Genomic DNA, 25621 nt, shown 5'->3' on the forward strand with positions numbered 1-25621 from the left:
AGATTTATACCGAAGCTCACAATAGCTGACCTCTTAGACATCAAACCTGAGAAGCACCTGCAACGATAAGTTTCGGTATAACGTATATAGGCGAGCAAAAATACACGCCTTATTACTCACATTCAAGTCGCAGATTCTATCACAGGTTCTCTGAGCAAAGAGTGTATTAAGACTAAAGAATGTTAACAGTACCCTCTTTCACGCCCTATTGATTATTAACTCAGCACTTGAGATGCAAAATTTTGCGACAACAAACAAAAAGCTCGCGAAATGCGAGCTTTTTGATTTGCAGAGGTTATTACACCTTAGTCAAAAGTTGATTAACGGCTCCTAAGAACTCTGTTGGATCCTCAATAGAGCCTCGCTCCGCTAGCATTGCCTGACCAAGCAGAACTTCAACCCAGCGACCAAACGCTTCTTCATCGGCTTCGTCAGCCATACGCTTAACCAATTCGTGCTCAGGGTTTAGCTCAAAGATGTATTTCACTTCCGGTACAGCTTGACCAGCTGCCGCAAGAAGCTTCGCCATTTGAGTGCCCATTTCGTAATCGTCCGTTACCACAACAGCAGGCGTGGATGCGAGTTTGAAGGTCGTACGAACTTCTTTCACACGATCGCCTAGGTAAGACTTCGTGCGCTCTACAACCGACTTAAACTCTTCTTCGGTTTCTTTTTGCTTCTCTTTTTCTGCTTCATCTTCAAACTGACTTAGATCAAGCCCAGCCTTAGTGATTGACTGGAACTGTTTACCATCAAACTCAGTTAAGTAGTTCATCAGCCACTCATCAATGCGGTCGTACATCAAGATAACTTCAATGCCTTTCGCTTTGAACAGTTCTAAGTGAGGGCTGTTTTTCGCAGCTGCATAGCTGTCTGCCGTCAAGTAGTAGATCTTATCTTGACCTTTTTTCATGCGCTCAACGTAAGACGCCAAGCCCACAGTTTGCTCAGAAGAATCCACTTCAGTTGAAGCAAAGCGCAATAAACCTGCAACTTTCTCTTTGTTTGCAAAGTCCTCCGCAGGGCCCTCTTTCATCACAAGACCAAACTCTTTCCAGAATGATTGGTATTTCTCTTCGTCATTCTTGGCCATACGCTCGAGCATCGTTAGCACGCGCTTAGTACAAGCATTACGTAGAGACTGAGTCACTTTATTGTCTTGTAAAATCTCACGCGATACGTTTAGCGGTAAATCGTTTGAGTCTATTAAACCACGTACGAAGCGTAAGTATGACGGCATAAATTGCTCTGCATCGTCCATAATGAATACGCGCTGTACGTACAGTTTCAAGCCTGATTTGTGGTCGCGGTTCATCATATCCCAAGGTGCTTTCGATGGGATGTATAGTAAGCTCGTGTAGTCGTTTTTACCTTCTACACGGTTATGACTCCAGACCAAGGGATCGGCAAAGTCATGTGATACGTGTTTGTAGAACTCTTGATACTCTTCTTCTGAAATATCAGATTTGTTACGCGTCCACAGTGCTTGGGCTTTGTTGATTTGCTCCCACTTCTTCTCATCTGTTTCCTTGCCTTCGTCATCACGAACGACAGTTTGGATTGAAACAGGAATGCCGATGTGATCAGAGTACTTACTGATAACGTCACGTAGACGCCACTCATTCAAAAACTCTTTACCCTCTTCACGCATATGAAGAATGATGTCGGTACCACGTGACTCTTTGGTAATGTTTTCGATGGTGTACTCACCTTCACCCGCTGAGTGCCATTGTACCGCTTCATCAGCGGCTAGACCCGCAGCGCGAGTGCGCACGGTAACGGCGTCAGCAACGATAAATGCCGAGTAGAAACCAACACCAAACTGACCAATAAGCTGAGAGTCTTTGCTCTGCTCTTCAGATAGCTTTGAGAAAAACTCAGCTGTACCAGATTTTGCGATTGTTCCTAAGTGCTCAATCACATCATCACGGCTCATACCGATACCGTTATCAGAAATGGTTAAGGTATTTGCGCTTTCATCAAACGACAGTTTCACGCAAAGGTCTGCATTACCTTCGTATAGATCTGGGTTAGATAACGCCTGAAAGCGCAGTTTGTCTGATGCATCTGATGCGTTAGAGATCAGCTCGCGCAAAAAGATCTCTTTATTTGAATAAAGAGAATGGATCATTAAATGCAGTAGTTGTTTTACTTCTGATTGAAAACCACGAGTTTCTTTATTTTGAGATACGGTTTCGCTCATGTGTGCTCCATAACATCTAAACTAATTGGCTTTTTCATAGGGACAAGTTTTTGACTTTCCCCTTGAAATCACCTTACCGAGATGTCATTTAACATGTGGCTGACAAATGTAAATTCAAGGTCAATATTGCTAAAAACGGTGTTTTTTTAGAAAATTTTAATTATCCTACCCGTCTAAAAGCATCTAAAATGTCGTGCGCACTCCAAGCGCCCCGGTAATTTTGTGACATAAATCACCATAATTACAACATCATCCATCTAAGAAGAACTAAATGACTAACATTGGCACCAAATTTCTACTTGCTCAAAGGTTCACCTTTGATCCAAATAGTAATTCGCTCGCTGACCAACAAAACGGCAACGACGTTGTACGATTAGGAAGCAACGAAAGCCGTATACTTCTGATGTTGGCAGAGAGACCAAACGAAGTTTTAACCCGTAACGAGCTTCACGAGTTTGTTTGGCGTGAGCAAGGTTTTGAGGTGGATGACTCAAGCCTGACTCAAGCGATTTCTACTCTGCGTAAGATGTTGAAGGATTCAACAAAATCTCCAGAGTTTGTTAAAACGGTACCTAAACGTGGCTACCAACTCATTTGTTCAGTGGAACGCTTGAGCCCATTTTCTACTGACTCTAACACTGACGTTGAAGAAAGCGCTTCTGAACACGAAGCGCCAGCAGTGGAGTTAGAAGCGAGCGATACACCACCAACAGAGATAGTGACCGATACTACTGCTGATCTTGAGCCTCAAGTAGAGCCGACTAAAACTCAGCCGAAGCCAGCATCTAACACGATTAACTGGCTACCGCGTGTCATTATCTTTTTATCTCTGCTGCTTCCTGTTTGCGTATTGTTATTCACGAACCCAGCGGAATCCCAATTCCGTCAGATTGGTGAGTATCAAAGTGTACCGGTGATGACACCTGTAAATCACCCTCAAATCAACAACTGGTTGCCCTCAATAGAGCAATGCATTGAGCGCTACGTGAAGCACCATGCAGAAGACTCGTTGCCAGTGGAAGTGATTGCCACTGGCGGACAAAATAACCAGCTGATTCTGAACTACATTCATGACAGTAACCACTCTTACGAGAACGTAACACTGCGTATTTTCGCAGGTCAAAACGATCCAACAGACATCTGCAAATAAAGGAGGCCAATATGAAGATTAAATTAGCATCTGCGGTTTTGGCCGTATCCGTTCTTTTCAGTAGTTGGTTGTATTGGGGAAGTGACCTAAAAGTGGAGCAGCTCCTCACAGCAAACGAATGGCAGTCGACCATGGTGACAGTCATTACAGACAGCTTGCCTGACGATACTGTCGGCCCACTACGCCGAGTTAATGTTGAATCAAACGTGAAATATCTCCCTAATGGTGACTATATTCGCGTAGCAAATATAAAACTATTCGCTCAAGGTTCAACCGCAGAATCAACGATAAATATCTCGGAAAAAGGCCGCTGGGAAGTAAGTGACAACTATTTGTTGGTCTCGCCTTCGGAGTTTAAAGATATTTCATCTTCTCAATCAAAAGACTTTTCCGAAGCACAGCTACGTTTGATTACTCAAATTTTTAAGCTAGATGCGGAGCAAAGTCGTCGTATTGACGTCGTGAACGAAAAAACACTCTTGCTCACTAGCTTGAACCACGGTTCTTCGGTACTGTTTAAAAACTAATTTTGATTGGATGATAAGGGGGCAAGACGCCCCCTTTGTTTTGCTTATGGATTGGCTAGATACCACTACTCTCTTTTTCGGTTCACTAATCGCCAACACGCTGGCTTCACTTTCCGGTGGCGGAGCAGGCTTGCTTCAATTCCCTTTACTCATCTTTCTCGGCTTACCGTTCTCCGTTGCGCTAGGCACACATAAGGTGGCTTCGGTCGCTTTAGGCTTAGGCGCAGCAAGCACGCATTTGAGATCAGGCACTATTAAATGGAAAATCGCGCTCTACCTTATCTTGTCCGGTAGTATTGGCGTGATTTTAGGGGCTAACTTAATTGTACAGATCCCTGATGGTATCGCGGAAAAGATGCTCGGCACGATGATCCTAGCGCTAGGTATCTACTCGCGATTTAAGACATCGCTAGGCCAAGCTGAAGTAATACGTAACCGTCATCCTATCGGTTGGGTTATTGGTGGAATTGGCTTACTGTTTATCGGCATCATTAACGGATCTCTTACCGCAGGTTCTGGTTTGCTCGTGACACTATTTTTGGTGCGCTGGTTTGGTTACGACTACAAACAAGCCGTTGCTTACACCATGATTTGTGTCGGCCTGTTTTGGAATGGCATTGGAGGCATTGCCGTCGTACAGGCAGGGGCGCCTATTCACTGGGCTTGGTTACCTGTTTTATTGTTAAGCTCATTTCTAGGCGGCAGTTTAGGCGCATGGGCCGCGACTCGATACAGTAACAGAGTGATTAAAGTTGCATTCGAAATTCTCACGTTTGCCGTGGGCATCAAGTTGCTGGTTTAAAAAGATTAAAAGGAAAGTTTCATGGATAAAGCAATCATTGATATTTATTACTGCCGCCAGTGCAACTGGATGTTGCGTTCAACTTGGCTATCGCAAGAATTACTGCATACTTTTAGCGAAGAAATAGAAACAATCAGCTTACACCCAGACACAGGTGGTCGCTTCGAAATTTTCTGTAATGGCCAACAAATTTGGGAACGGAAAAAAGACAGCGGCTTTCCTGAAGCCAAGGTGCTAAAACAGCGCGTTAGAGACATTATCGACCCAGAACGCGATTTAGGACATTCAGACACAAAATAGGGAGCAATTCGCTCCCTATTTTTTTACTTAGTAAAACCGTTAAATCATGGTTTGTGCTAATACTTCGCCTTCTGGCGTTTTTACCGTTAGCTTATTGTCTTCTAGAGTACCAAAGCTTCTCGGTAAGCCATTACGTGGGAATGTCATCGAGCCTGGGTTGAATATAATGGCTCCGTCTTGCATCTCTGCGACGGGAACATGTGTATGACCGTGGGCGATGATATCACCTTCACGCAGTGGCGGCCGTTTTTCAGAGTTGTACAAGTGACCATGAGTCAAAAAGATTCTCTTGCCAGATTCAAGTAGCACCCATGAGTAATCCATCATCATTGGAAACTTCAATAGCATTTGGTCCACTTCACTATCACAGTTGCCACGTACAGAAATAATTTGATCACTGTATTGGTTCAATAAGTCTGCTACCTGTGGAGGGTTGTAGCCTTCTGGAATAGGGTTTCGCGGCCCATGGTTTAGCGTATCTCCTAGCAAAATCAGGTGGTGCGCACCAGAGGCCAAAAATAGATCAATGGTTTCTTTAGTTGCTGGCAAAGAGCCATGCAGGTCTGAGGCAAAAAATAGTTTCACGACATCATCTCCTCAAAAAGTATGAGGTCATTCTACGGCATTTTTTTAGCAGCTCAACCTACGACGGTTTGAATACTACTGATAGCGCAATGATTCAATGACCATAGGCAAAACATAGAACCATGCTGCATACGCTGTTCCAACCAACACCAGTATCCAAAACACCATCGACATAAATTTTGATTTGGCTAGATGGTGCAGCGGATCGGGCTCTCCGCATCCTGGACATGCATGAGCGCGTTTTGAGATTTGTTTCTCACACACGGGGCAAGAGACTAAAGGCATGATACAGATTCCTCGACATTAGGCTTAGGGCGCAAAGAATAATGGTGAATTAACACATATGCAACCTAACATATATTAAATATTTTAGTTCTTTGTAACAGTCGCTGACTTGAGAAAAAATTCGTTGATTTTTCATTTATATCAACCTATTACACTTCTTCTCGCACCATACCATTGATGACAATATTGTTATAACTCACCATCCCAATGACCTCGCCACTTTCAATGACCGGCGCTCTGCTTATGCCAAATCGCTCAAACAAACGGGCACAATATTTTACGTTCATATCTGGTTCGACACACAAAGCGGGCTTGGTCATGATTTCATAAATATTTGTGCGCTGAGGAGAACGATTATTCGCCAGCACCTTTTTGGCGATATCATTCATCAACACGATGCCATATTCATCATTATCATCTCGCTTTTTCACCACCAGCGCTTTGACTTGGTATTTTTTCGCTAGCGTTATGCCTTCGTATACGGTCATCAGTCCATCAACCATCACATATGTTGCCGCCATAACATCTCGAACTCTAATTATCGTTTGATCACTCATAATTCATCCTCGACTACTTTGGTCAATGTCTCGACTTGATGCGCGACACCGACTGCATCTTCAATATCGATCTGAATAGCAATGCCCTGCCCCGACTCTCTGTCGAATTCACCAACCTCATTAATGGTTTCTAATATGTGTCGAGAAAGATGTTCCTCGACTACAAACAGCAGCACATCTTTTTGCACTTCTAGCGTTAAACCAAAAAACGTTCGCTTTTGATTTAAACCTTGCCCGCGAGCATTGTTAATCACTGTAGCACCGGTCGCACCAGCATCGCGTGCAGCGTCCAACACCTTGTCTGTTTTGCTGTCTTCAACAAACGCAAGTATCAATTTAAAGCGCATTTTCTTCTTCCTCCGAGACGTTTTTATTCAGCCACTGGGTTATTTGCGCATAGCCCATCACAGAGATCATAGGAAATAGACTGGCAAACGCGATCAAGCCAAAGCCATCAATCATTGGGTTTCTTCCAGGGACGGTCGAAGCAAGCCCTAACCCTAATGCAGTTACAAGTGGGACAGTGACGGTAGAAGTTGTTACGCCTCCAGAATCGTAGGCGAGTGGAACAATAAGCTTAGGAGCGTAAAACGTTTGAATCACAACGACGATGTAACCCGCGATGATGTAATAATGAATGGGATCGCCCACGACAATCCGGTAACTACCTAATGCAATACCAATTGCCACCCCAAACGCAACGGCTACGCGCAAGCCGTTAATACTGATACTTCCTCCAGAGACTTGGCTTGCTTTTATCGCTACAGCGATTAAAGAAGGCTCTGCAATCGTGGTACTAAAGCCTATAAAAAAGGCGAAGGTGTAAACCCAATAGTAGTCGACCCACATTAAGGCTTTCCCTACAGATACTTTGAACTCTTGTAAAAACTCCGGCTCCGTTAATTGCACAGCCATCGTCTCCCCAAGTGGAAACAACGCCATTTCTAATCCAAGTAAAAAAAGAGCTAGCCCGAGAATCACATAAACGAACCCAAGCAAAACTTTCTTAAGGTTGCTAACAGGACGCCTTAACACCGCTAACTGAAAACCAAAAATAATGCTGGCGATGGGAACGACGTCTCGAATGGTCGATAATAAAGTGTCTAGGAAATGATCAATTGAAATCATGTTACGACCATTCCGTAAACCATCACAAACATCATCGGTAACAGCGAGGCAAAAGCGATTAAACCAAAGCCATCCACCATAGGGTTACGCCCTTTAATAGAAGACGCTAAACCGACACCCAGTGCAGTGACCAAAGGTACTGTTATGGTGGACGTGGTTACACCTCCGGAATCGTAAGCAACGCCAATAATGGCTTCAGGTGCAAACCACGTCAGTATTACAACGCCGACGTAGCCACCAATGATCATGTAATGAATCGGCCACCCTTTTAAGATACGCAAAACGCCGATAACGATGGCTATCCCCACTGAGAGAGCTACTGTTACTCGAAGTCCTTCTCCGTAATCCTGCATGGACTGCTCTGAGTTAGCGATCATTCCGCCCTCTGCCGCAACTTCTGAGGCTTCTTCCGCTACCGCGGTTAATGCAGGTTCAGCTATCGTGGTGCCAAACCCCAAACAAAACGCAAAGACTAATAACCAAAACACGCTGCCTTTTTTTGCAAAGGCTTGAGCCATACTCTCTCCGATAGGAAAAAGACCAAGTTCTAGGCCAAAGATAAAAAAGGTTAATCCTAAAACGACAAGCAACAAGCCAAAAAGAATGGAGACCAGGTTGGGCAGCGGCTCTTGCAAAACGACTAATTGGAAAAAAGTGATAACAATGATGATGGGTAATAAGTCACGAGCACTATTGAGGAGCGCTCGAAAAAGCGCAACAAATGCTTCCATGCCTATCCTCCTTGATTGTGCAAACTGATTACGCTCGTTCCAATGAGCGATAACTTCTAGTCTGGCATAGATTTCACTCTTCTACCGTGAATGCACTAGCGCCATCTATAACATTTAGTTACATATTTTCTAATATGTGAAGTTAATAGTATCTCTGCCAGCTTGTCACTATCCCAGAAATAATGGTGTTGAGATGATCAAGCTAAGCACAAAGCGACTATAATGTTCTAATACGTGTACATTCAAAGAGATAACATGAAGATATTACTCACAGGTGGCACTGGGTTTATTGGCTCGGAGTTGCTCAAGCTGCTATCAACTCACCAGGTTATGCTGCTTACACGCTCTCCAGAGCGAGCAAAACAACGCCTACAGCATGCTGATCTGGGTAATATCGAATACCTTGACTCGCTCGAGTCGTTCGCCGATCTCAATCACGTTGATGCCGTCATTAATCTTGCAGGTGAGCCTATTGCGGATAAAAGGTGGACCAGCGAGCAAAAAGAAAAAATCTGCAAAAGTCGTTGGAAAATTACCGAACAAATTGTTGAGCTGATCCACGCTAGTACCGAACCTCCCTCTGTTTTTATTAGTGGCTCGGCAGTTGGCTACTATGGTGATCAACAAGACCATCCGTTTGATGAGTGCTTACATGTTAATAGCGACGACTTTCCTCACGAGGTTTGTGCAAAGTGGGAGCAAATAGCCAAGCGCGCAGAGTCGGAGCAAACTCGGGTTTGTCTAATGAGAACTGGCGTGGTACTCGGCCTTAATGGTGGTGCGTTGGCAAAGATGCTATTACCTTACAAGCTTGGCGTAGGCGGCCCACTTGGGAACGGTAATCAGTACATGCCTTGGATTCACATCCTAGATATGGTCCGCGCCATCATGTACTTGCTTGAAACACCACATGCCCACGGTGCATTCAATATGTGCGCCCCCCATCCTGTGACTAATCGTATATTCAGCGGCACACTAGCTAAAACGCTAAAACGTCCGCATATCTTGTTCACGCCTAAATGGGCGATGGAACTCCTAATGGGAGAATCTTCCTGCTTATTGTTCGATAGCATGAGAGCCAAACCCAAAAAACTCACCGAACTGGGCTTTAAATTTAGCTACTCCAGAATAGAGCCAGCACTCAAGCACTTGCTTCATGAACGGAGCTGATGAATGATGGCTCTAATCAAGGTTTCTGAGTCTTAAATTAAATTATGAAAAAGTCGATTCTTATTACGGGTTGTTCAACCGGCATCGGTTACGTGTGCGCTCACGCCCTACAAAACAAGGGATTTAATGTCATTGCATCTTGTAGGAAAGAACAAGATGTCCAGCGCCTAATTAATGAAGGGCTAACCTGCATCAATCTAGACCTAAATAGCCCAGAAAGCATTTCTTCGGGCGTGAAGCAAGCGCTAGAGTTAGCAGAAGGTAAGCTTTACGCAGTGTTCAATAATGGTGCCTATGGTCAGCCCGGAGCACTGGAAGACTTACCCACCGAGGCTCTTCAAGATCAATTTCAGACCAACTTTTTTGGTTGGCACCAGTTGGTCAGAGAAGTGCTTCCCCATATGCGCCAGCAAGGCGAAGGACGCATCATACAAAACAGCTCTGTTCTTGGTTTTGCCGCAATGAAATACCGTGGTGCCTATAATGCATCAAAATTTGCCTTAGAAGGCTGGACAGATACGCTCAGGCTAGAGCTTGCGGATACGAATATCAAAGTGGCATTGATAGAACCAGGACCGATCGAAACTCAATTTAGAAACAATGCATTACGAGCCTTTGAGAAGTGGGTTGATATTGAATCTAGCCCCCATCGTCATGCTTATGAAGGACAAAGAGAGCGACTCAACAACGACAAGTCTAATAATCGATTTGTTTTGCCTGCAGAGTCTTGCATCGCACCAGTTCTTCATGCATTAACTAGCGTTTCACCGAAAATTCGTTATCGAATTACTACACCGACTAAATTATTCGCAGTCTTGAAAAGACTATTACCAACCCGTGTACTTGATAAAATTTTGCGACAGGCTGCATAAAAAAGTTTTGTCGAAATGTAATTTCACCGTAACAATGTGATGTCATTATGAACATGTAGGTTAAAAAAACCTCAACTAAACGAATCAATTTCTACGCAATTCAGCGGGGATTCTTTCGCCCAAAGTGATTGAGTTGCTTAGATTTGGTATCGCCACCCATTACGTTTTGTAGCAATGTTTATACTACTGCGAGGCAACAATGACATTAAATCAGCTTAACTGGCTTAGTGTGGGTGTAGTGTTGACCATGTTCATCCTATTTTGATACCGCACTAACAAATAGCATTAGAATTGCGCTGCTTCGGCAGCGTTTTCTTTTTATCTAACACCTGAGCAGCAATAACCTCACTCTATTACCTCACGTTTTCTCAAAATAGAATGATTCATTATTGATGGTGAATGTCGCTTGAATTTCACCTAAATCAACTCCATATCTAATATCAACGACAAGACACAAGGCAAGGATACTCTGATGCAATCCCCATTTATCGTTGAGATAACAGAACAGAACTTTCGCGAAACGCTTGAAGGATCAATGAACACGCCCGTTTTGATCCACTTTTGGGCCAACGCTCAGCCAGAAAGCGCACAGATACTCCCTGAGTTGCAATCTCTTGCTCAACAGTACAACGGTGCATTTACGCTTGCTCTACTAAATTGTGAAGATCAGCCCGCTTTAGCGTCTCAATTTGGCGTGCAAGTATTGCCAACTATCGCGCTGTTTATAAATGGTCAAGCCGTCGATGGTCTGGGAGGCCCCCAACCAATTGATGCCATTGCTACCATGCTACAAAAGCATTTGCCAAGCCCAGATGAACAACTATTAAAACAAGTCAGTGAACTTCTTCAGCAAGGTGAGCATGCTCAGGCTTTGAGCATCATCCACACTTTGCCGCCAGAGCTGCAAGAGCGTGGTGATGTGAAACTCGCGATGGCTGATTGTTTGCTAGAAACCAAACAATTTGATATTGCCCAAGAACTACTGAACGCTATCCCTCTCGAGTATCAAGATAACTACTACAAGAGCCTAATAGCCAAGCTCGAGCTGCATTTGCAGGCTGCAGATAGCCCTGAGTTACAGCGACTAGAACAAGCATACGCAGCAGACATGGCAAACTTCGAACTCGCTTGTGAATTGGCGGTACAATACAACCAAGTTGGTCGGGATGAAGAAGCGTTGGAACTGCTGTGGAATATTCTTAATAAAGACTTGGGCGCCCAAGACGGTGACGTGAAGAAGACTTTTATGGATATTCTCAGTGCGCTAGGTCAAGGTAACGCATTAGCAAGCAAATATCGTCGCCAGCTTTACTCAATTTTGTACTAAGCGCCGCATTCTTCTAAGAATAAGACAACAAAGGCCGGGATTTCCGGCCTTTGTCATATAAAAAACCAATAACCTCTCAAAGGTCTCAGAACTTCAATTGTCTATTGTCTATAAATAGGTAAAAATGGATCGAGCATTATGCACTTAAGGGAATAACTCATGCCAATTGATTCACTGATCACCATCGGTATTTTCGTCGTTCTTGCTGTCGTTATCTTATCTTCAGCCATTAAAACGGTTCCGCAAGGAAACAACTGGACAGTTGAACGCTTCGGACGCTACACCCACACATTAAAGCCGGGTTTAAACTTAATCATTCCATTCGTTGATAAAGTTGGTCAAAAAGTAAATATGATGGAGCGCGTTCTCGATATTCCTGCGCAAGAGGTCATTTCAAAAGATAACGCTAACGTGGTTATTGACGCTGTCGGATTTGTTCAAGTGATCGATGCTGCCAAAGCGGCTTATGAAGTCAACGATTTAGAACACGCTATTAGAAACTTGACCCTTACCAACATTCGTACCGTTTTAGGTTCAATGGAACTGGACGAAATGCTGAGCCAACGCGACATGATCAACTCTAAGCTGTTGGCGATTGTTGACCAAGCAACAAACCCTTGGGGCGTAAAAGTCACACGAATTGAGATTAAAGATGTCCAGCCACCAGCCGATCTGACCGCTGCAATGAATGCGCAAATGAAAGCCGAGCGTAATAAGCGTGCGGAAATTCTTGAAGCAGAAGGGGTTCGCCAAGCTGAGATATTAAAGGCCGAAGGTCATAAACAATCAGAGATATTAAAAGCTGAAGGCGAAAAGCAGTCTGCTATTCTCCATGCAGAAGCACGTGAGCGTGCCGCGCAAGCAGAAGCAAAAGCGACTTACATGGTTTCCGAAGCCATTGCAAAAGGTGACATGCAAGCCGTCAATTACTTCATTGCACAGGGTTATACCGAAGCGATCAAGAGCATTGGTCAAGCCGAAAATGGTAAAATCATTATGCTTCCATTAGAAGCAACCGGACTAATGGGCTCGGTTGCAGGGATAGCAGAGATGTTTAAACAACAAGATAAAGAATAATTTATGGACTTTTTTAGTTTGTTGGAAGGTATCTCTTTCTGGCATTGGCTAGCGTTTGGCTTTGCTCTTTTAGCAGTTGAGCTACTTGGTACCGCTGGGTATTTTCTCTGGCTCGGGATGTCTGCACTTATCGTTGGAGCAATCATGACCGTTTTGCCAATGAGCTGGCAATTGCAATGGCTTTGCTTTGCAAGCTTCAGCTTAATCACCACCTGGCTTTGGTGGCGACGACAATGGTCTAAAGACAAGCAAGAAGACCAAGAAAGAGATCTGAACCAAAAGTACAAGCAGCTAATTGGGCGTACTCTTATCCTTGAAGAAGACTTTTCCGTCGGACTCAATCGCATCAAGGTAGCCGATACCACATGGTCCGCACAATCGGATCAAGCACTTCCAGCCGGTACCCGCGTAAGAATCACTGATGTGGAAGGTATTATTTTAATCATTGAGCCTGATTCTAATTAATTTATGCCAAAGTAATGGGGCAAATCATGCTCCATTACTTTAATCTAAACAACTGCTTTCATTTCATTACCTTAATTAAAATCGAGAAAAAAATAAGTATTAGTAATATTATTAATACCCTACCTACCATTTCCTATTATTTAATTATTCAACACACGACAATCAATAAGATAGAAATATATCTAGGTAAATTATCGATCTAAATTTATTTTAAAAAATAAAACTTTATTGAATTATTTTTTGATCTTTTTATCCTCGGATACATACTTAACGCATAAGCATTTAAGTTGAGTGCTTTTTATTTGGTAAGTAAGAGGATGTACTATGAATAAGCTTCTCTTTTTAATGTTGTGCGGTATTTTTTCTTTTTCTTCCTTTGCCTACAACAACGGAAACGGCGGTACAACTAATTTGGGACCTATAGTCGAATGTAAGATGCCAAGTGGCGACATTACGAATATTCCAAGTGAAATGTGTCGATTTAGAGGTGGGGAATGGGAATAGTAAAGAAGTAAGAGCTTAGTTTGATATAAGAGCCCTATTCAACCTTGCCTTTCTGCGTAGTCACGGTTTATACAAGCACGTAGATATTTAAAGTTTATATTAAGGTGATTATTATGAGATTTTTATCTGGTCTATTAGTAATATCTTTTGCCATAATTCCGTTAACCACTCATGCTAATGGTGCATCCGGTGGTCGTACGTTAGGCCCAGAGATAAAGTGTGAGTTGCCAAACGGTAATGTACATATGTTGCCACCGTTATATTGCAAAATATACGACGGCCGAGAAGTGAAATAGAAAAGGAGCCTAGCGGCTCCTTTTATTATCTAATTAAGTATTAGTGGAAGCTGTAAGGGATAAGAACTTGTAGACGTAAGTCTGTTTCATCCGCATCGCCAGCACCTGCGTACTCATCACGTTCTAGGATTGTACCGTGTAAACGAATGGTAGAACCTTTAAGCGCGCCACTTTGTAGTGAGTAAGATACTGTTGCGTTAACTGCGTATTCGCTTTCGTAATCCCAGTCACCTGATGCTCCGCTTGCTGCAGAGTCAGCGCCAGTACCGTAACCAAAGCCTAGGTAGTAGTTCCAGCCGTTACCTTGGTTGTAAGATAGACGGTTGTACCATGCTAGCTCACCCGCTTTGTTCCAGTCAGACAGCGCGTCCCACCACTGAGACCAAGTACCATTGTTCATACCATATGTATGAATAGTACGAGGAACGAAGTCCGCACGGTTATCTGTGTCTGTGTAGCGCAACTCAGACATCCAAGCTAGCTTGCCGAAAGATTGATTCAAAGATAGACCAGTGTGGAAACCTAGACCATCGTATTTCACATCATCGTCAACACCGTAGAAATCAAATGCTAGAGTTGTACGGTCACTAACAGTGTACTTCAAGTAAGCCTTGTAAGAAGTGTTGTCAGTTTCGTTGTGGTAGCTAGTTACTTGACCTGCACCCCAGTCAACACCATTTGCATATTGAACGCCAGTAGCTTGACCTAGGCCAAGTTGCATAAACAGGCTGTCAGTTAGGTTACCATTTAGACCTAGAGAGTGTAGGTAGCTCCATGACGTGTCAGACCAAAGCGCTGGTGCGTAATCATCTTCGTGAAGCAGCCAAGGTGCTGTAAATTGGTCTGCGCCAAAGTAGCTTAGGTTGAAATCACCAAGTTTAGCGTTCAGTTCGAAACCACGGTAAGTACCAGGTACAAAGCTCCAAACGTTACCGATTGTACCGTTACCACCAGCCTGTAACATACCGAAACGAGCATTAAAGTTTTCGTTTGCTTTGAATTTCAGCGCTGCTTTGTAAACTTTAAGCTGCTGACCATCACCTGCACCCCAGTCTAGGTTGTTACAAGTTGAGATTTCGTTACATAGGTAGCCTTCGTTTGAATTGTAAAGACTATCGTTGTAAAGATCGCCAGAGTAGTAAGCCGCAACATCTGCGCCCACCCAACCATCGTGGTAGCCAGAAGTGAAGTCTAAAATTGCGTTGTAAGAAGAGTAGTTTAGACGACTCCAACGGTCACCATTTTCACCGCCGGGCTTACCTGTTGTACGAGTTCGTGAACGAGTATCAACTATGAATAATGCATTCAGACTTGAGTCTTGCATAAATTCGTTCACTTTCTCTACGTACTCGCCACCTGCTGCACTTTCAGTAGACGCTGTAGCTGGAGCGACAGCAACAACACCAAACATTGCTGCGGTTAACGCTGAAACCTTAAAAAATTTGTCCATGGAAAAACTCCTAAAAATGGATATAGCTGTATTTTTCTATCTCACCTTTAGTTGGCCGCCGAAGGAGAGAAGTAAATTCCTGATCAAACCTCATTATTTCTAATTTGGCTTTTTTTAGTTCCTGCATACACACCGTGTATCCACGTGATTAAGACTAACTTCGCAGCTAAAAACATCCAAATGGAACTTATTTTTTTTCTAAAAAAATATGAGCCACTCCAAAGTTCCATATAACTTATTGATCCAGATCTTATTTTTAACAACATCAACACAACACAATAAATTATTATTTAAAATCAAACACTTAAATTGAACTTAAAAGTATCAACTTGAAGTAACTCGCAGACTAAAAAAGCCAAAAAAACCAATAACCCAAGGTTCGATCTTGATCACTGAAATGAACAAAGGCATCAATTACTCAATAAAAAAACACTTAATTATGAACAATAAAAAGCCCCGCATGCTTACCATACGGGGCTTTTAGTTATTTTTTAGCTTTTTTGAGAAGACTTAATTCATCAGTTCGAGTAAGTCTTGTTCGGTTTTAATTTCGATACCCAGTTCTTGTGCCTTTGCGAGCTTCGAACCTGCATTTTCACCAGCAAACAAAATATCCGTTTTCTTAGAAACACTACCCGTCACTTTAGCCCCCAGTGCTTGGAGGGCTTCTTTGGCTTCTGTACGCCCAAGTTGAGAAAGTGTTCCCGTTAATACTACTGTTTTACCTTCTAATGGTAATTCCCCCATCTGCTCAGTAGTATTAATCTCTGGCCAATGAATTCCTTGTTCAAGCAAATCTTTAACCACCGCTTGGTTCTGTTCTTCACTAAAGAAAGTCGTAATATGTTGAGCAACCACAGCACCGATGTCTTGCACTTCAATCAACTGCTCTTCGGTAGCATTTTGGATCGCTCCCAACGTTTTAAAGTGCATTGCTAAGTTTGCTGCGGTTGCCTCGCCAACTTCACGGATCCCCAGTGAATACAAAAACCGAGGTAAAGTTGTTTCTTTGGATTTTTCTAACGCATTCACAATATTCTGCGCAGACTTTGGCCCCATGCGATCTAATACGGTTAAAATCCCCGCTGATAACTTAAATAAGTCAGCAGGAGTTTTCACCATCTCACGATCAACAAGCTGCTCGATCACTTTATCGCCTAAACCGTCAACGTCTAACGCTTTACGAGAAACAAAGTGTTTTAGCGCTTGTTTGCGTTGGGCTTGGCAAACTAAGCCCCCCATACAACGTGTTACCGCTTCTCCTTCGATCCGCTCAACATGCGAACCACAAACAGGACACTGAGTTGGGAAAACAATATCTCGAGCTGTTTCTGGTCGACGCTCTTTGATGACAGATACGACTTGCGGAATAACATCGCCAGCACGGCGGATCACAACGTGATCACCAATCTTGACCTGCAGACGTTCTATCTCATCTGCGTTATGAAGCGTCGCATTACTTACCGTTACCCCGCCAACAAATACAGGCTCTAGTTTAGCAACAGGTGTAATCGCACCAGTGCGACCGACTTGGAACTCCACTTCATTCAGTGTCGTCATTTCTTCCTGTGCTGGGAACTTGTAGGCAATCGCCCAACGTGGAGCGCGAGCAACAAACCCTAGACGCTCTTGCACGGCAATATCGTCAATTTTAATAACGACACCATCGATCTCATAAGGGAGGGCATCACGACGCTGCAATATATCTTGGTAGTAAGCTTTTACATCCGCCAAGCTTTCAACTCGCTTAGTTTCCGGACACATTGGCAGCCCCCAAGATTTGATTTGCAAAAAGCGTTCGTAATGACTTGCTGCCAATTCTGCGCCTTGCACCACGCCTACACTGTATGCATAGAAGCTAAGCGGACGAGAAGCCGTAATACGTGAATCCAATTGTCGTAAGCTACCTGCCGCAGCGTTACGTGGATTAACAAAGATTTTCTCGCCTTTCTTCCTTGCTAATTCATTGAGATTTTCAAACCCAGCTTTCGGCATAAAGACTTCACCACGAACTTCAAGACGATTTGGCCAGTCATTACCTCTGAGTTTTAAAGGAATGGCTTTAATCGTACGCACATTCTCTGTGATGTTTTCACCCGTAGTACCATCGCCTCGAGTGGCCGCTTGAACTAACACGCCATTCTCATATAACAAACTTACGGCGAGTCCATCCAATTTAGGCTCACAACAGTATTCTTTCACACTCTGGCTGCCCACGCGCTCTTGTGCGCGCTTGTGGAAACTATCAAGTTCACTATCATCAAACGCGTTATCAAGCGAAAGCATCGGTACTTCATGTGTCACTTGGCTAAACGCAGAGAGAGGTTGTCCACCGACACGTTGGCTTGGCGAGTCTACGGTTATTAAGTCAGGGTTCTCAGCTTCAATATCCAGTAACTCTCGCATTAAACGGTCGTACTCGGCATCAGGGATCTCTGGGTTATCTTCCACGTAGTAACGCACAGCGTGGTAATGCAACGACTCTTTTAGTTCTTCTAGTCGCTGAAGTACTGATTCAGACATAGTAAAGCCCCGTGTATTTTCAATCGGTGAGGTTGGGAAATCCAAGAAAAAGGGCTCCATCCGGAGCCCTATTATTATTTGCTGTTAAGATTATGCGTTAGCGGCATTAAACTCAACTATTTGACGTCGATAAGATGCTAAACGATCTGGCGTCATTAAGTTGCGCTGGTCATCAAGTACGTTACCACCTAAATCATCAGCAATTTGCTGCGCAGTTCGGAGCATTAAGTTGAAGTTCTGTTCAGCCTCGCCATAACAAGGCAATGTCATGAAGAATGAAATACCCTTCGTTGTAAACTCAGCAGGATCAGCATGCTCAAACGTACCAGGGTGCATCATATTAGCGACGCTAAACAGCACTTTGCCGTTACCGGACAAGTCGACATGACGGTGGAAAATATCCATCTCGCCATAAATTAGACCGTTTTGTTGCATACTTTCAAATAAAGCAGTACCAACAAATGGCTCTTCACCAGCACAGTGCACATTCAATACAATCACTTGCATTTCAGGTTCTGGCTTTGGCTCTTCCTTAGGCTCTGCAACGACAGGCTCACTAACCGTTTCGACTTGCTGTTCTTTCTCCGTAATATCAAACGCGGCGGGAATAGCGTCTTCTTCCACAGCGGGCTGGAATGGCTCTTCAGCTACTGTTGCTTGAACAACAGGCTCAACGTCCTCTTCTTTATCTTTTTCTGCAACAAATGAAGGGATGTCATCCGGCTCCTGCTGCGTCTGTTTGACTTCAGATGGACCACCGAATAACGGGTCAGATTCAAACTTGTTGTCGAAAGAGCTCGCCATCCCCAAATCTGGTTCTTTGCGATCTTTGCGAATGATCTCAAAGTCATCTTCAGGAGCGGGAGCGAAGTCTCGTTCTTTCTCAACAAGATCATTTTTGTCTTCTTGGTTAACATCCAGCTTACCAAGTGGCTTGTTACCAAACTTTGCTTTGCCTTCTTTTTTACTGCTCCATAAACCATGAAACAGTAATGCCGCGATGGCTAATGCGCCAACAACAATGAGTACGAATCGCAATTCCTGCATTATTTACTCTCAATATACTTGTTTTTACTACTCGCAGTTCCTTGAGCAGCAACCCAAGTGCAATAAATCTGAATGATACGTTTACTTTACCAAAACTATATGTAGATTTAGAACAACTTAATGCAAGAAGTTCCGTTTTTTGTTGTGATTCTTGCCACGATTCCACTTAACAAGACGTCATTTGTCAGGGCATTGAAAGAAAAGTCCTCACAGGTACAATGAGTTTTCATTTACACGAAGCCAAAATAGACATGAAGCAAAACAATCAGCAGAGAACCGGGTTCGGTTATTTTCTATACGGGATACAATTGGCACTTGCCCCTAAAATCAGGCGCTTTGTCATCTTACCTCTACTTGCAAATATCTTGCTTGTAGGTGGTGCCATCTTCTATCTATTTTCAAACCTTAATATATGGATAGAAGGCTGGATTGGGCAGCTGCCTGAGTTTTTATCCTGGTTAACTTACATTCTTTGGCCTTTACTCGCTCTGACGATACTCGCTACCTTCTCCTATTTTTTCAGCACGCTCGCGAACTTTATCGCCGCGCCATTCAATGGCCTCTTGGCTGAAAAAGTGGAAGAGTACTTAACGGGACAAAAAGTAAATGATGATGGTTTCACTGCCGTCCTGAAAGATGTTCCTCGCGTTTTAGCTCGTGAGTGGAGAAAGCTCCTTTACATTTTACCTAAAGCAATAGGCCTATTCCTATTATTGCTCATCCCTGCCCTTGGACAAACAGTAGGCCCATTTTTATGGTTTATCTTTACCGCCTGGATGCTCGCGATTCAATATTGTGATTACCCGTTTGATAACCATAAAATCCCATTTAACGACATGCGTTACAAATTGAAACAAAAGCAAGGTAAAGCCTATGGCTTTGGTGTGTTGGTTTCAGTATTTACAACGATTCCAATTTTGAACCTCATTGTCATGCCTGTAGCAATATGTGGTGCAACCGCGATGTGGGTCGCGGAGTTTAAGCACCAACGATAGTCGATTAGAGATTAAGGAAAGGGATCAGCGCCAGCTTTTCCCTTTTCTTTTATCAAGTTCTGGGCCAACCTAATAAGATATAACTTTTTAATCCTTTTCCCTTTTTTTCATACCGCATATTCTTCTATCCATATTCACACAACGTGTAATGAAGGAACATCACTATGAGCAAAATCTACGAAGATAACTCTCTTACTATTGGTAATACACCTCTCGTTCGTCTAAACAAAGTAAGTAAAGGCAAAGTTCTCGCAAAAATTGAAGCGCGTAACCCTAGCTTCAGTGTTAAGTGCCGTATCGGTGCAAACATGATTTGGGAAGCAGAGAAAGCGGGCCTTCTTAAGCCAGGTGTAGAGCTTGTAGAACCTACCAGTGGTAACACTGGTGTTGCTCTAGCATTCGTAGCGGCTGCTCGCGGTTACAAGCTAACATTGACCATGCCTGAATCAATGAGCCTAGAACGCCGTAAGCTACTAAAAGCACTAGGCGCGAACCTTGAGCTGACTGAAGCGGCGAAAGGCATGAAAGGGGCGATTGCTAAAGCAGAAGAAATCGTAGCAAGCAACCCTGAGAAGTACCTACTTCTTCAACAATTTGACAACCCAGCGAACCCAGAAATCCACGAAAAGACTACGGGCCCTGAGATTTGGGAAGCGACAGACGGTGAAATCGACGTATTCGTTGCTGGTGTTGGTACGGGCGGTACTATTACAGGTACTAGCCGTTACATCAAAGGTGAAAAAGGCAAAGCCATCACTTCTGTTGCAGTTGAGCCAGCAGAGTCTCCGGTTATTGCACAAGCACTTGCTGGCGAAGAAATCCAACCTGCCCCACACAAAATTCAAGGTATCGGTGCTGGTTTCATCCCTGGTAACCTCGATTTAGACATTATTGACCGTGTTGAGCAAGTTACCTCAGAAGAAGCGATTGAGATGGCTCGTCGCCTAATGGAAGAGGAAGGTATCCTAGCTGGTATCTCATCTGGCGCAGCGGTTGTTGCAGCGAACCGACTTGCGGAACTACCTGAATTTGAAGGAAAAACAATTGTAACTGTCTTGCCAAGTTCCGGTGAGCGTTACCTAAGTACAGCACTCTTTGCAGGTATCTTTACCGAAAAAGAGAACCAACAATAATATGTGTTCAAATCAATTTTTAGTTTAAAAAAGCCCCGTTTAGGGGCTTTTTTGTTGATCCCTGCCCTACCTTTGGTAATATCAGGGTGTTTTATTTCTAGCTTCAAAATAAAGAAGCAGAACACAAAAAGGTTTCAAAGTGATTACGCACGCAAACAGTTGCGTAGTTACCAAACTTTTGACTAGTATCAGAACTGACGCGCTTTGAACTCTTCCCGTGCTAGCGCACAAGATGTAAAGCAGTTAAGCTAAAATCTGGTCACAAACTAACAAAAAAATACATTTATTGGGGTATATCACATGTACGAGAAGCAAGTAGAAATCACAGCAGAAAACGGCCTTCACACTCGTCCAGCTGCACAGTTTGTTAAAGAAGCAAAAGCATTCGACGCAGACATCACTGTGACTTCTAACGGTAAAAGCGCTAGCGCTAAGAGCCTGTTCAAACTACAAACACTAGGCCTAGTAAAAGGTACTCAAGTTACTATTTCTGCTGAAGGCCCACAAGCTCAGCAAGCAGTTGACCACCTAGTTGCTCTAATGGACCAACTACACTAATCCGGTCTCCTACTCCAGAAGCCATTTTGTGAAAGCAAAATGGCTTCGTTGGAAATAGGCTCAAAACTAAGCTAAAACTATTCGTTAGCGCACCCATTATTCTCCCGTTTTATAAAGTTGACCAAACTTAAGGTAAGGCTATGATTTCAGGCATCCTAGCATCTCCTGGTATTGCAATCGGTAAAGCACTACTACTTCAAGAAGATGAAATTGTCCTAAACACAAACACTATTTCTGACGATCAAGTAGAAGCTGAAGTTCAGCGTTTCTTTGACGCTCGTAACAAATCTGCAGCTCAGCTAGAAACTATCAAGCAAAAAGCGCTTGAAACGTTTGGCGAAGAAAAAGAAGCGATCTTTGAAGGTCACATCATGCTTCTTGAAGACGAAGAGCTAGAAGAGGAAATCCTAGCACTTATCAAAAACGACAAGATGACTGCTGATCACGCTATCCACTCAGTGATCGAAGAGCAAGCATGTGCTCTTGAGTCTCTAGACGACGAATACTTAAAAGAGCGTGCAACTGACATCCGCGATATCGGTTCTCGTTTTGTTAAGAACGCACTAGGCATCAACATTGTTTCGCTTAGCGATATCAACGAAGAAGTAATTCTTGTTGCTTACGACCTAACGCCATCTGAAACTGCGCAAATTAACCTAGACTACGTGCTTGGTTTTGCTTGTGATATCGGCGGTCGTACATCTCACACTTCAATCATGGCTCGCTCACTTGAGCTTCCAGCTATCGTTGGTACTAACGACATCACGAAGAAAGTTAAGAATGGCGACATGCTGATTCTTGACGCAATGAACAACAAGATTGTTGTCAACCCATCAGAAGCTGAGCTAGAAGAAGCGAAAGCGGTTAAAGCAGCATTCCTAGCTGAAAAAGAAGAGCTAGCGAAACTGAAAGACCTACACGCAGAAACGACTGACGGTCATCGTGTAGAAGTTTGCGGTAACATCGGTACAGTGAAAGACTGTGACGGTATCCTTCGTAACGGCGGTGAAGGTGTTGGTCTGTACCGTACTGAATTCCTATTTATGGACCGTACTGCGCTACCAACTGAAGAAGAACAGTACCAAGCGTACAAAGAAGTTGCGGAAGCAATGAACGGTCAAGCTGTGATCATCCGTACTATGGATATCGGCGGCGATAAAGATCTCCCATATATGGATCTTCCAAAAGAGATGAACCCATTCCTAGGCTGGCGCGCTGTACGTATCAGTCTAGATCGTCGTGAAATCCTTCGTGATCAGCTACGTGGCATCCTACGTGCTTCTGCACACGGCAAACTGCGTATCATGTTCCCAATGATCATCTCTGTCGAAGAAATCCGTGAGCTTAAGAAAGCGATCGAAGAGTACAAAGAAGAGCTACGCGCTGAAGGCCACGCGTTCGACGAAAACATCGAAATCGGTGTTATGGTTGAAACTCCTGCTGCTGCTGCGATCGCACACCACTTAGCGAAGGAAGTGTCTTTCTTCTCTATCGGTACAAACGACCTAACTCAGTACACGCTAGCGGTTGACCGTGGTAACGAGATGATTTCTCACCTATACAACCCACTATCACCAGCTGTACTTACAGTGATCAAGCAAGTTATCGACGCTTCTCACGCAGAAGGTAAATGGACTGGTATGTGTGGTGAACTTGCAGGTGACGAGCGTGCAACACTTCTACTTCTAGGTATGGGTCTGGACGAGTTCTCAATGAGCGGCATTTCAATCCCTAAAGTGAAGAAAGTAGTTCGTAACTCTAACTTCGCAGAAGTGAAAGCAATGGCTGAAGAAGCCCTTTCTCTACCGACAGCAGAAGAAATCGAAGCCGTGGTAGAAAAGTTTATTGCTGAGAAAGCTCAGTAATCGGTAGTACCAAGTAATTCAATACTTAATGGCCATTAGACGGCGAAAAAAGTCGTCTAATGAGCTATATTGGTATACTATAATTCGACAGAATAAAACCAAACCTTAGGAGCATGACACAATGGGTCTGTTTGACAAACTTAAGAAGCTTGTATCTGATGACAGCGCTGACGCTGGTGCTATCGAAATCATCGCGCCACTTTCTGGTGAGATTGTAAACATCGAAGACGTGCCAGATGTTGTTTTCGCTGAGAAAATCGTTGGTGACGGTATTGCTATCAAGCCAGCAGGCAACAAAATGGTAGCTCCTGTAAACGGTACTATCGGTAAGATCTTCGAAACTAACCATGCGTTCTCTATCGAGTCTGACGACGGTGTTGAGCTTTTCGTTCACTTCGGTATCGACACAGTTGAACTAAAAGGCGAAGGCTTCACGCGTATCGCTGAAGAAGGTCAAACTGTTAAAGCTGGCGACACTGTAATTGAATTCGATCTAGCTCTTCTAGAAGAGAAAGCGAAGTCAACGCTAACTCCAGTTGTTATCTCTAACATGGACGAAATCAAAGAGCTAAACAAGCTTTCTGGTTCTGTAACTGTTGGTGAAACTCCAGTTCTACGTGTAACTAAGTAATTTTTACTTAATCGAACACGAAAAAAACGCTGCCAATGGCAGCGTTTTTTATTATCTGACTTTTTTCTGAGCGATGGGCATCGCTGAAACCCGCTCAGCTAAGTAATCCAAGTGCCGAACTCGGCCTTTGCTTTGCCTGAGCCAATAACGCAGTTGTCGCATCTTGGAGCACTTGAGAACGCACCATTTCCGTAGATTCTCTTGCGAAGTCTGTGTCTCTTATTCGACTCTTGGATTCTGTAACACTCCGATTCACAGTATTTAAGTTATCCATCGAGCCGTTTACACGGTTCTGAAAGCTGCCAATTTCACTCCGGTGCGAATCAACATACTTAATTGCTGCATCAATCACCCCAATTGAAAGCTGCGCCTTACCTGCCGTCGACATATCGATGTCATCCATTGTGACTAATTGACCAGCGCTCACATCAAGCTCATCCGCTAAACTCCCATCGAGAACCACACCCTCTGGCGCCTTCATCGTAGAAGCGAAGAATTGCAGTTCGTTGTTTTCCGTTACTGAAGCATTCACTATCGATTGTTGAGCATTGATGTAAGTGGCGACCTGTTCTATACGGTCACCCAATTTGAGTCCAATGGATTCCGTTTGGGTTTGCCCTTTACTGTCTTGGTATTCGACTTTTAGGGTTTGGTTATCTTTAGTGACTCGCCAATCTTTATCGACCGCATCACCAACATAATGCTGCCCTCCCATCTCTGGGATATGGCTACGCATGTTACGTAACGTCAAAGAGATTGAATTAGCGTTCGCGCCAATATGGAAACTTTGTGAACCGTAAGATCCATCAAACAGGTTTTTATTCGCAAATGTTGTCGTGATCGAGACACGATCAAGCTCATCTTGCAGCGCTACGACCTCATATTGAATACTTTGCCGATCACTTGAGTCATAACTGCCGTTTGCTGCTTGATGCCCCAGAGAGCGTAAGCGTTGCAATATGTCACTGCTTTCGTGCAATGCTCCCTCCGCTGTTTGAGCAACAGAAAAAGCGTCGTGCGCATTTCTTAAGGCGACATCAAGCCCTCTCGTTTGTACATGGAGAGTATTCGATATCTGTAAACCTGCCGCATCATCGCTCGCCGAGTTGATTCGAAACCCCGAAGTTAGGTTGCGTTGTGACTCAACATTTTGCGCAGCTGCTTGACTCAGGTGTCTCTGCGCCACCATCGCAGAAACATTGGAATTTAAAGAGATCATCTAATCGATATGAATGCCTTATCGAACATACTGTCAGGACACATCTGAATCGTTATAGCCAATAAGCAAAAAGCCAGGGATGAGCCTGGCTTTGGTTTCTTGCTTTGTTAAATTGATTAACCTAGCAGACTTAGCGCTGAGTTAGGCGCTTGTTTCGCTTGCGCAAGGATTGAGCTTGACGCTTGCGATAGAATTTGTGATTTGGTCATTGCCGTCGTTTC

The 25621-nt window shown here is 43.8% G+C and carries 27 protein-coding genes; 15 read left to right on the top strand and 12 right to left on the bottom strand.

Annotation, left to right across the window (positions count from 1 at the left end):
• Nucleotides 1-298: 298 nt before the first annotated feature.
• A complete protein-coding gene (htpG, locus tag R7Q46_RS16575) occupies nucleotides 299-2203 on the bottom strand; it encodes a molecular chaperone HtpG (protein WP_318077622.1) in 1905 nt (634 codons plus the stop codon).
• A 271-nt stretch (nucleotides 2204-2474) separates the two neighbouring features.
• Between htpG and R7Q46_RS16580 the strand changes: the two genes are divergently transcribed.
• From R7Q46_RS16580 to R7Q46_RS16595, 4 genes are read left to right on the top strand one after another with little or no spacing between them, the layout of a single operon-like run.
• On the top strand, nucleotides 2475-3353 hold the full coding sequence (locus R7Q46_RS16580) for a transcriptional regulator (RefSeq protein WP_170897209.1): 879 nt from the start codon (nucleotides 2475-2477) through the stop codon (nucleotides 3351-3353).
• 11 nt (nucleotides 3354-3364) lie between these two features.
• On the top strand, nucleotides 3365-3880 hold the full coding sequence (gene toxS, locus R7Q46_RS16585; protein WP_005382091.1) for a transmembrane regulator ToxS: 516 nt from the start codon (nucleotides 3365-3367) through the stop codon (nucleotides 3878-3880).
• Between the two features lie 46 nt (nucleotides 3881-3926).
• Nucleotides 3927-4682, top strand: a complete 756-nt coding sequence (locus R7Q46_RS16590; RefSeq protein ID WP_047102891.1) for a sulfite exporter TauE/SafE family protein — start codon at nucleotides 3927-3929, stop codon at nucleotides 4680-4682.
• Nucleotides 4683-4703: 21 nt separating this feature from the next.
• The gene (locus R7Q46_RS16595) at nucleotides 4704-4982 is read left to right on the top strand and encodes a SelT/SelW/SelH family protein (protein WP_005382088.1); all 279 of its coding nucleotides are present in this window, start codon (nucleotides 4704-4706) and stop codon (nucleotides 4980-4982) included.
• A 39-nt stretch (nucleotides 4983-5021) separates the two neighbouring features.
• Here the strand turns inward: R7Q46_RS16595 and yfcE are convergent, their stop codons facing one another.
• The 6 genes from yfcE to R7Q46_RS16625 form a co-directional block, all read right to left on the bottom strand.
• Entirely contained in the window at nucleotides 5022-5567 is a 546-nt protein-coding gene (gene yfcE, locus R7Q46_RS16600) for a phosphodiesterase (protein ID WP_005389637.1), read from the bottom strand.
• Nucleotides 5568-5642: 75 nt separating this feature from the next.
• A complete protein-coding gene (locus tag R7Q46_RS16605) occupies nucleotides 5643-5852 on the bottom strand; it encodes a hypothetical protein (RefSeq protein WP_005382086.1) in 210 nt (69 codons plus the stop codon).
• A 149-nt stretch (nucleotides 5853-6001) separates the two neighbouring features.
• Nucleotides 6002-6409, bottom strand: a complete 408-nt coding sequence (locus tag R7Q46_RS16610; protein WP_005382085.1) for a CBS domain-containing protein — start codon at nucleotides 6407-6409, stop codon at nucleotides 6002-6004.
• Complete coding sequence (locus R7Q46_RS16615) at nucleotides 6406-6756, bottom strand: P-II family nitrogen regulator (RefSeq protein WP_005382084.1); 351 nt, start codon at nucleotides 6754-6756, stop codon at nucleotides 6406-6408. The genes R7Q46_RS16610 and R7Q46_RS16615 overlap by 4 nt, the downstream gene beginning before the upstream one ends.
• Entirely contained in the window at nucleotides 6746-7537 is a 792-nt protein-coding gene (locus R7Q46_RS16620) for a DUF1538 domain-containing protein (protein ID WP_262647550.1), read from the bottom strand. The genes R7Q46_RS16615 and R7Q46_RS16620 overlap by 11 nt, the downstream gene beginning before the upstream one ends.
• The gene (locus tag R7Q46_RS16625) at nucleotides 7534-8268 is read right to left on the bottom strand and encodes a DUF1538 domain-containing protein (RefSeq protein ID WP_005382077.1); all 735 of its coding nucleotides are present in this window, start codon (nucleotides 8266-8268) and stop codon (nucleotides 7534-7536) included. Before R7Q46_RS16625 ends, R7Q46_RS16620 begins: the two co-directional genes overlap by 4 nt.
• 255 nt (nucleotides 8269-8523) lie before the next feature.
• On the opposite strand from R7Q46_RS16625, the gene R7Q46_RS16630 reads away from it, so the two are divergent.
• The 6 genes from R7Q46_RS16630 to R7Q46_RS16655 all read left to right on the top strand — a co-directional run bounded on the left by R7Q46_RS16630 (nucleotide 8524) and on the right by R7Q46_RS16655 (nucleotide 13683).
• Nucleotides 8524-9438, top strand: a complete 915-nt coding sequence (locus R7Q46_RS16630; protein WP_025766995.1) for a TIGR01777 family oxidoreductase — start codon at nucleotides 8524-8526, stop codon at nucleotides 9436-9438.
• A gap of 44 nt (nucleotides 9439-9482) precedes the next feature.
• Nucleotides 9483-10310, top strand: coding sequence for an SDR family oxidoreductase (locus R7Q46_RS16635; protein WP_025766996.1), 828 nt, complete (start codon nucleotides 9483-9485; stop codon nucleotides 10308-10310).
• A gap of 472 nt (nucleotides 10311-10782) precedes the next feature.
• Nucleotides 10783-11637 carry a co-chaperone YbbN gene (locus R7Q46_RS16640; protein WP_262647549.1) on the top strand — a complete coding sequence of 285 codons (855 nt, stop codon included), beginning with the start codon at nucleotides 10783-10785 and terminating at the stop codon, nucleotides 11635-11637.
• A 159-nt stretch (nucleotides 11638-11796) separates the two neighbouring features.
• Nucleotides 11797-12714 carry an SPFH domain-containing protein gene (locus R7Q46_RS16645; protein WP_005382060.1) on the top strand — a complete coding sequence of 306 codons (918 nt, stop codon included), beginning with the start codon at nucleotides 11797-11799 and terminating at the stop codon, nucleotides 12712-12714.
• 3 nt (nucleotides 12715-12717) lie between these two features.
• Nucleotides 12718-13179 carry an NfeD family protein gene (locus tag R7Q46_RS16650; protein WP_005382058.1) on the top strand — a complete coding sequence of 154 codons (462 nt, stop codon included), beginning with the start codon at nucleotides 12718-12720 and terminating at the stop codon, nucleotides 13177-13179.
• Between the two features lie 324 nt (nucleotides 13180-13503).
• Nucleotides 13504-13683: a hypothetical protein gene (locus tag R7Q46_RS16655; RefSeq protein ID WP_193843745.1), complete on the top strand. Its 180-nt coding sequence runs from the start codon at nucleotides 13504-13506 to the stop codon at nucleotides 13681-13683.
• A gap of 336 nt (nucleotides 13684-14019) precedes the next feature.
• On the opposite strand, the gene R7Q46_RS16660 is transcribed toward R7Q46_RS16655, so the two are convergent.
• From R7Q46_RS16660 to zipA, 3 genes are all read right to left on the bottom strand, one after another.
• Nucleotides 14020-15429, bottom strand: a complete 1410-nt coding sequence (locus R7Q46_RS16660; RefSeq protein WP_005382055.1) for a hypothetical protein — start codon at nucleotides 15427-15429, stop codon at nucleotides 14020-14022.
• Nucleotides 15430-15939: 510 nt separating this feature from the next.
• The gene (ligA, locus tag R7Q46_RS16665) at nucleotides 15940-17952 is read right to left on the bottom strand and encodes an NAD-dependent DNA ligase LigA (protein WP_318077625.1); all 2013 of its coding nucleotides are present in this window, start codon (nucleotides 17950-17952) and stop codon (nucleotides 15940-15942) included.
• A 90-nt stretch (nucleotides 17953-18042) separates the two neighbouring features.
• Nucleotides 18043-18999 (bottom strand): cell division protein ZipA, encoded by a 957-nt coding sequence (zipA, locus tag R7Q46_RS16670; protein WP_262647548.1) that lies wholly within the window; start codon nucleotides 18997-18999, stop codon nucleotides 18043-18045.
• A gap of 251 nt (nucleotides 19000-19250) precedes the next feature.
• Here zipA and cysZ point away from each other — a divergent pair, with 251 nt between their 5' ends.
• The 5 genes from cysZ to crr all read left to right on the top strand — a co-directional run bounded on the left by cysZ (nucleotide 19251) and on the right by crr (nucleotide 24181).
• Nucleotides 19251-19994: a sulfate transporter CysZ gene (gene cysZ / locus R7Q46_RS16675; RefSeq protein WP_025998633.1), complete on the top strand. Its 744-nt coding sequence runs from the start codon at nucleotides 19251-19253 to the stop codon at nucleotides 19992-19994.
• A 164-nt stretch (nucleotides 19995-20158) separates the two neighbouring features.
• On the top strand, nucleotides 20159-21127 hold the full coding sequence (gene cysK, locus R7Q46_RS16680; protein ID WP_005382045.1) for a cysteine synthase A: 969 nt from the start codon (nucleotides 20159-20161) through the stop codon (nucleotides 21125-21127).
• 300 nt (nucleotides 21128-21427) lie between these two features.
• Complete coding sequence (locus tag R7Q46_RS16685) at nucleotides 21428-21685, top strand: HPr family phosphocarrier protein (RefSeq protein ID WP_005382043.1); 258 nt, start codon at nucleotides 21428-21430, stop codon at nucleotides 21683-21685.
• Between the two features lie 140 nt (nucleotides 21686-21825).
• Nucleotides 21826-23550, top strand: coding sequence for a phosphoenolpyruvate-protein phosphotransferase PtsI (ptsI, locus tag R7Q46_RS16690; protein WP_005389298.1), 1725 nt, complete (start codon nucleotides 21826-21828; stop codon nucleotides 23548-23550).
• A 121-nt stretch (nucleotides 23551-23671) separates the two neighbouring features.
• A complete protein-coding gene (gene crr, locus R7Q46_RS16695) occupies nucleotides 23672-24181 on the top strand; it encodes a PTS glucose transporter subunit IIA (protein WP_005382041.1) in 510 nt (169 codons plus the stop codon).
• A gap of 94 nt (nucleotides 24182-24275) precedes the next feature.
• Here the strand turns inward: crr and R7Q46_RS16700 are convergent, their stop codons facing one another.
• Both R7Q46_RS16700 and R7Q46_RS16705 read right to left on the bottom strand, forming a co-directional pair.
• Nucleotides 24276-25400 carry a flagellin gene (locus tag R7Q46_RS16700; protein ID WP_318077626.1) on the bottom strand — a complete coding sequence of 375 codons (1125 nt, stop codon included), beginning with the start codon at nucleotides 25398-25400 and terminating at the stop codon, nucleotides 24276-24278.
• Nucleotides 25401-25516: 116 nt separating this feature from the next.
• The coding region (locus tag R7Q46_RS16705) for a flagellin (protein ID WP_254661342.1) at nucleotides 25517-25621 on the bottom strand (105 nt) is incomplete at its 5' end.

The organism is Vibrio sp. 811, assembly GCF_033339195.1.

Coding starts and splice junctions, on each gene's coding strand:
- R7Q46_RS16590 (WP_047102891.1), top strand. CDS start 3,927: ATGGATTGGCTAGATACCACTACTCTCTTTTTCGGTTCACTAATCGCC.
- R7Q46_RS16640 (WP_262647549.1), top strand. CDS start 10,783: ATGCAATCCCCATTTATCGTTGAGATAACAGAACAGAACTTTCGCGAA.
- R7Q46_RS16685 (WP_005382043.1), top strand. CDS start 21,428: ATGTACGAGAAGCAAGTAGAAATCACAGCAGAAAACGGCCTTCACACT.
- R7Q46_RS16605 (WP_005382086.1), bottom strand. CDS start 5,852: ATGCCTTTAGTCTCTTGCCCCGTGTGTGAGAAACAAATCTCAAAACGC.
- R7Q46_RS16630 (WP_025766995.1), top strand. CDS start 8,524: ATGAAGATATTACTCACAGGTGGCACTGGGTTTATTGGCTCGGAGTTG.
- R7Q46_RS16700 (WP_318077626.1), bottom strand. CDS start 25,400: ATGATCTCTTTAAATTCCAATGTTTCTGCGATGGTGGCGCAGAGACAC.
- R7Q46_RS16660 (WP_005382055.1), bottom strand. CDS start 15,429: ATGGACAAATTTTTTAAGGTTTCAGCGTTAACCGCAGCAATGTTTGGT.
- zipA (WP_262647548.1), bottom strand. CDS start 18,999: ATGCAGGAATTGCGATTCGTACTCATTGTTGTTGGCGCATTAGCCATC.
- ptsI (WP_005389298.1), top strand. CDS start 21,826: ATGATTTCAGGCATCCTAGCATCTCCTGGTATTGCAATCGGTAAAGCA.
- R7Q46_RS16595 (WP_005382088.1), top strand. CDS start 4,704: ATGGATAAAGCAATCATTGATATTTATTACTGCCGCCAGTGCAACTGG.
- htpG (WP_318077622.1), bottom strand. CDS start 2,203: ATGAGCGAAACCGTATCTCAAAATAAAGAAACTCGTGGTTTTCAATCA.
- R7Q46_RS16635 (WP_025766996.1), top strand. CDS start 9,483: ATGAAAAAGTCGATTCTTATTACGGGTTGTTCAACCGGCATCGGTTAC.
- crr (WP_005382041.1), top strand. CDS start 23,672: ATGGGTCTGTTTGACAAACTTAAGAAGCTTGTATCTGATGACAGCGCT.
- toxS (WP_005382091.1), top strand. CDS start 3,365: ATGAAGATTAAATTAGCATCTGCGGTTTTGGCCGTATCCGTTCTTTTC.
- R7Q46_RS16645 (WP_005382060.1), top strand. CDS start 11,797: ATGCCAATTGATTCACTGATCACCATCGGTATTTTCGTCGTTCTTGCT.
- R7Q46_RS16580 (WP_170897209.1), top strand. CDS start 2,475: ATGACTAACATTGGCACCAAATTTCTACTTGCTCAAAGGTTCACCTTT.
- R7Q46_RS16610 (WP_005382085.1), bottom strand. CDS start 6,409: ATGAGTGATCAAACGATAATTAGAGTTCGAGATGTTATGGCGGCAACA.
- R7Q46_RS16655 (WP_193843745.1), top strand. CDS start 13,504: ATGAATAAGCTTCTCTTTTTAATGTTGTGCGGTATTTTTTCTTTTTCT.
- R7Q46_RS16615 (WP_005382084.1), bottom strand. CDS start 6,756: ATGCGCTTTAAATTGATACTTGCGTTTGTTGAAGACAGCAAAACAGAC.
- R7Q46_RS16650 (WP_005382058.1), top strand. CDS start 12,718: ATGGACTTTTTTAGTTTGTTGGAAGGTATCTCTTTCTGGCATTGGCTA.
- R7Q46_RS16625 (WP_005382077.1), bottom strand. CDS start 8,268: ATGGAAGCATTTGTTGCGCTTTTTCGAGCGCTCCTCAATAGTGCTCGT.
- cysZ (WP_025998633.1), top strand. CDS start 19,251: ATGAAGCAAAACAATCAGCAGAGAACCGGGTTCGGTTATTTTCTATAC.
- R7Q46_RS16620 (WP_262647550.1), bottom strand. CDS start 7,537: ATGATTTCAATTGATCATTTCCTAGACACTTTATTATCGACCATTCGA.
- ligA (WP_318077625.1), bottom strand. CDS start 17,952: ATGTCTGAATCAGTACTTCAGCGACTAGAAGAACTAAAAGAGTCGTTG.
- cysK (WP_005382045.1), top strand. CDS start 20,159: ATGAGCAAAATCTACGAAGATAACTCTCTTACTATTGGTAATACACCT.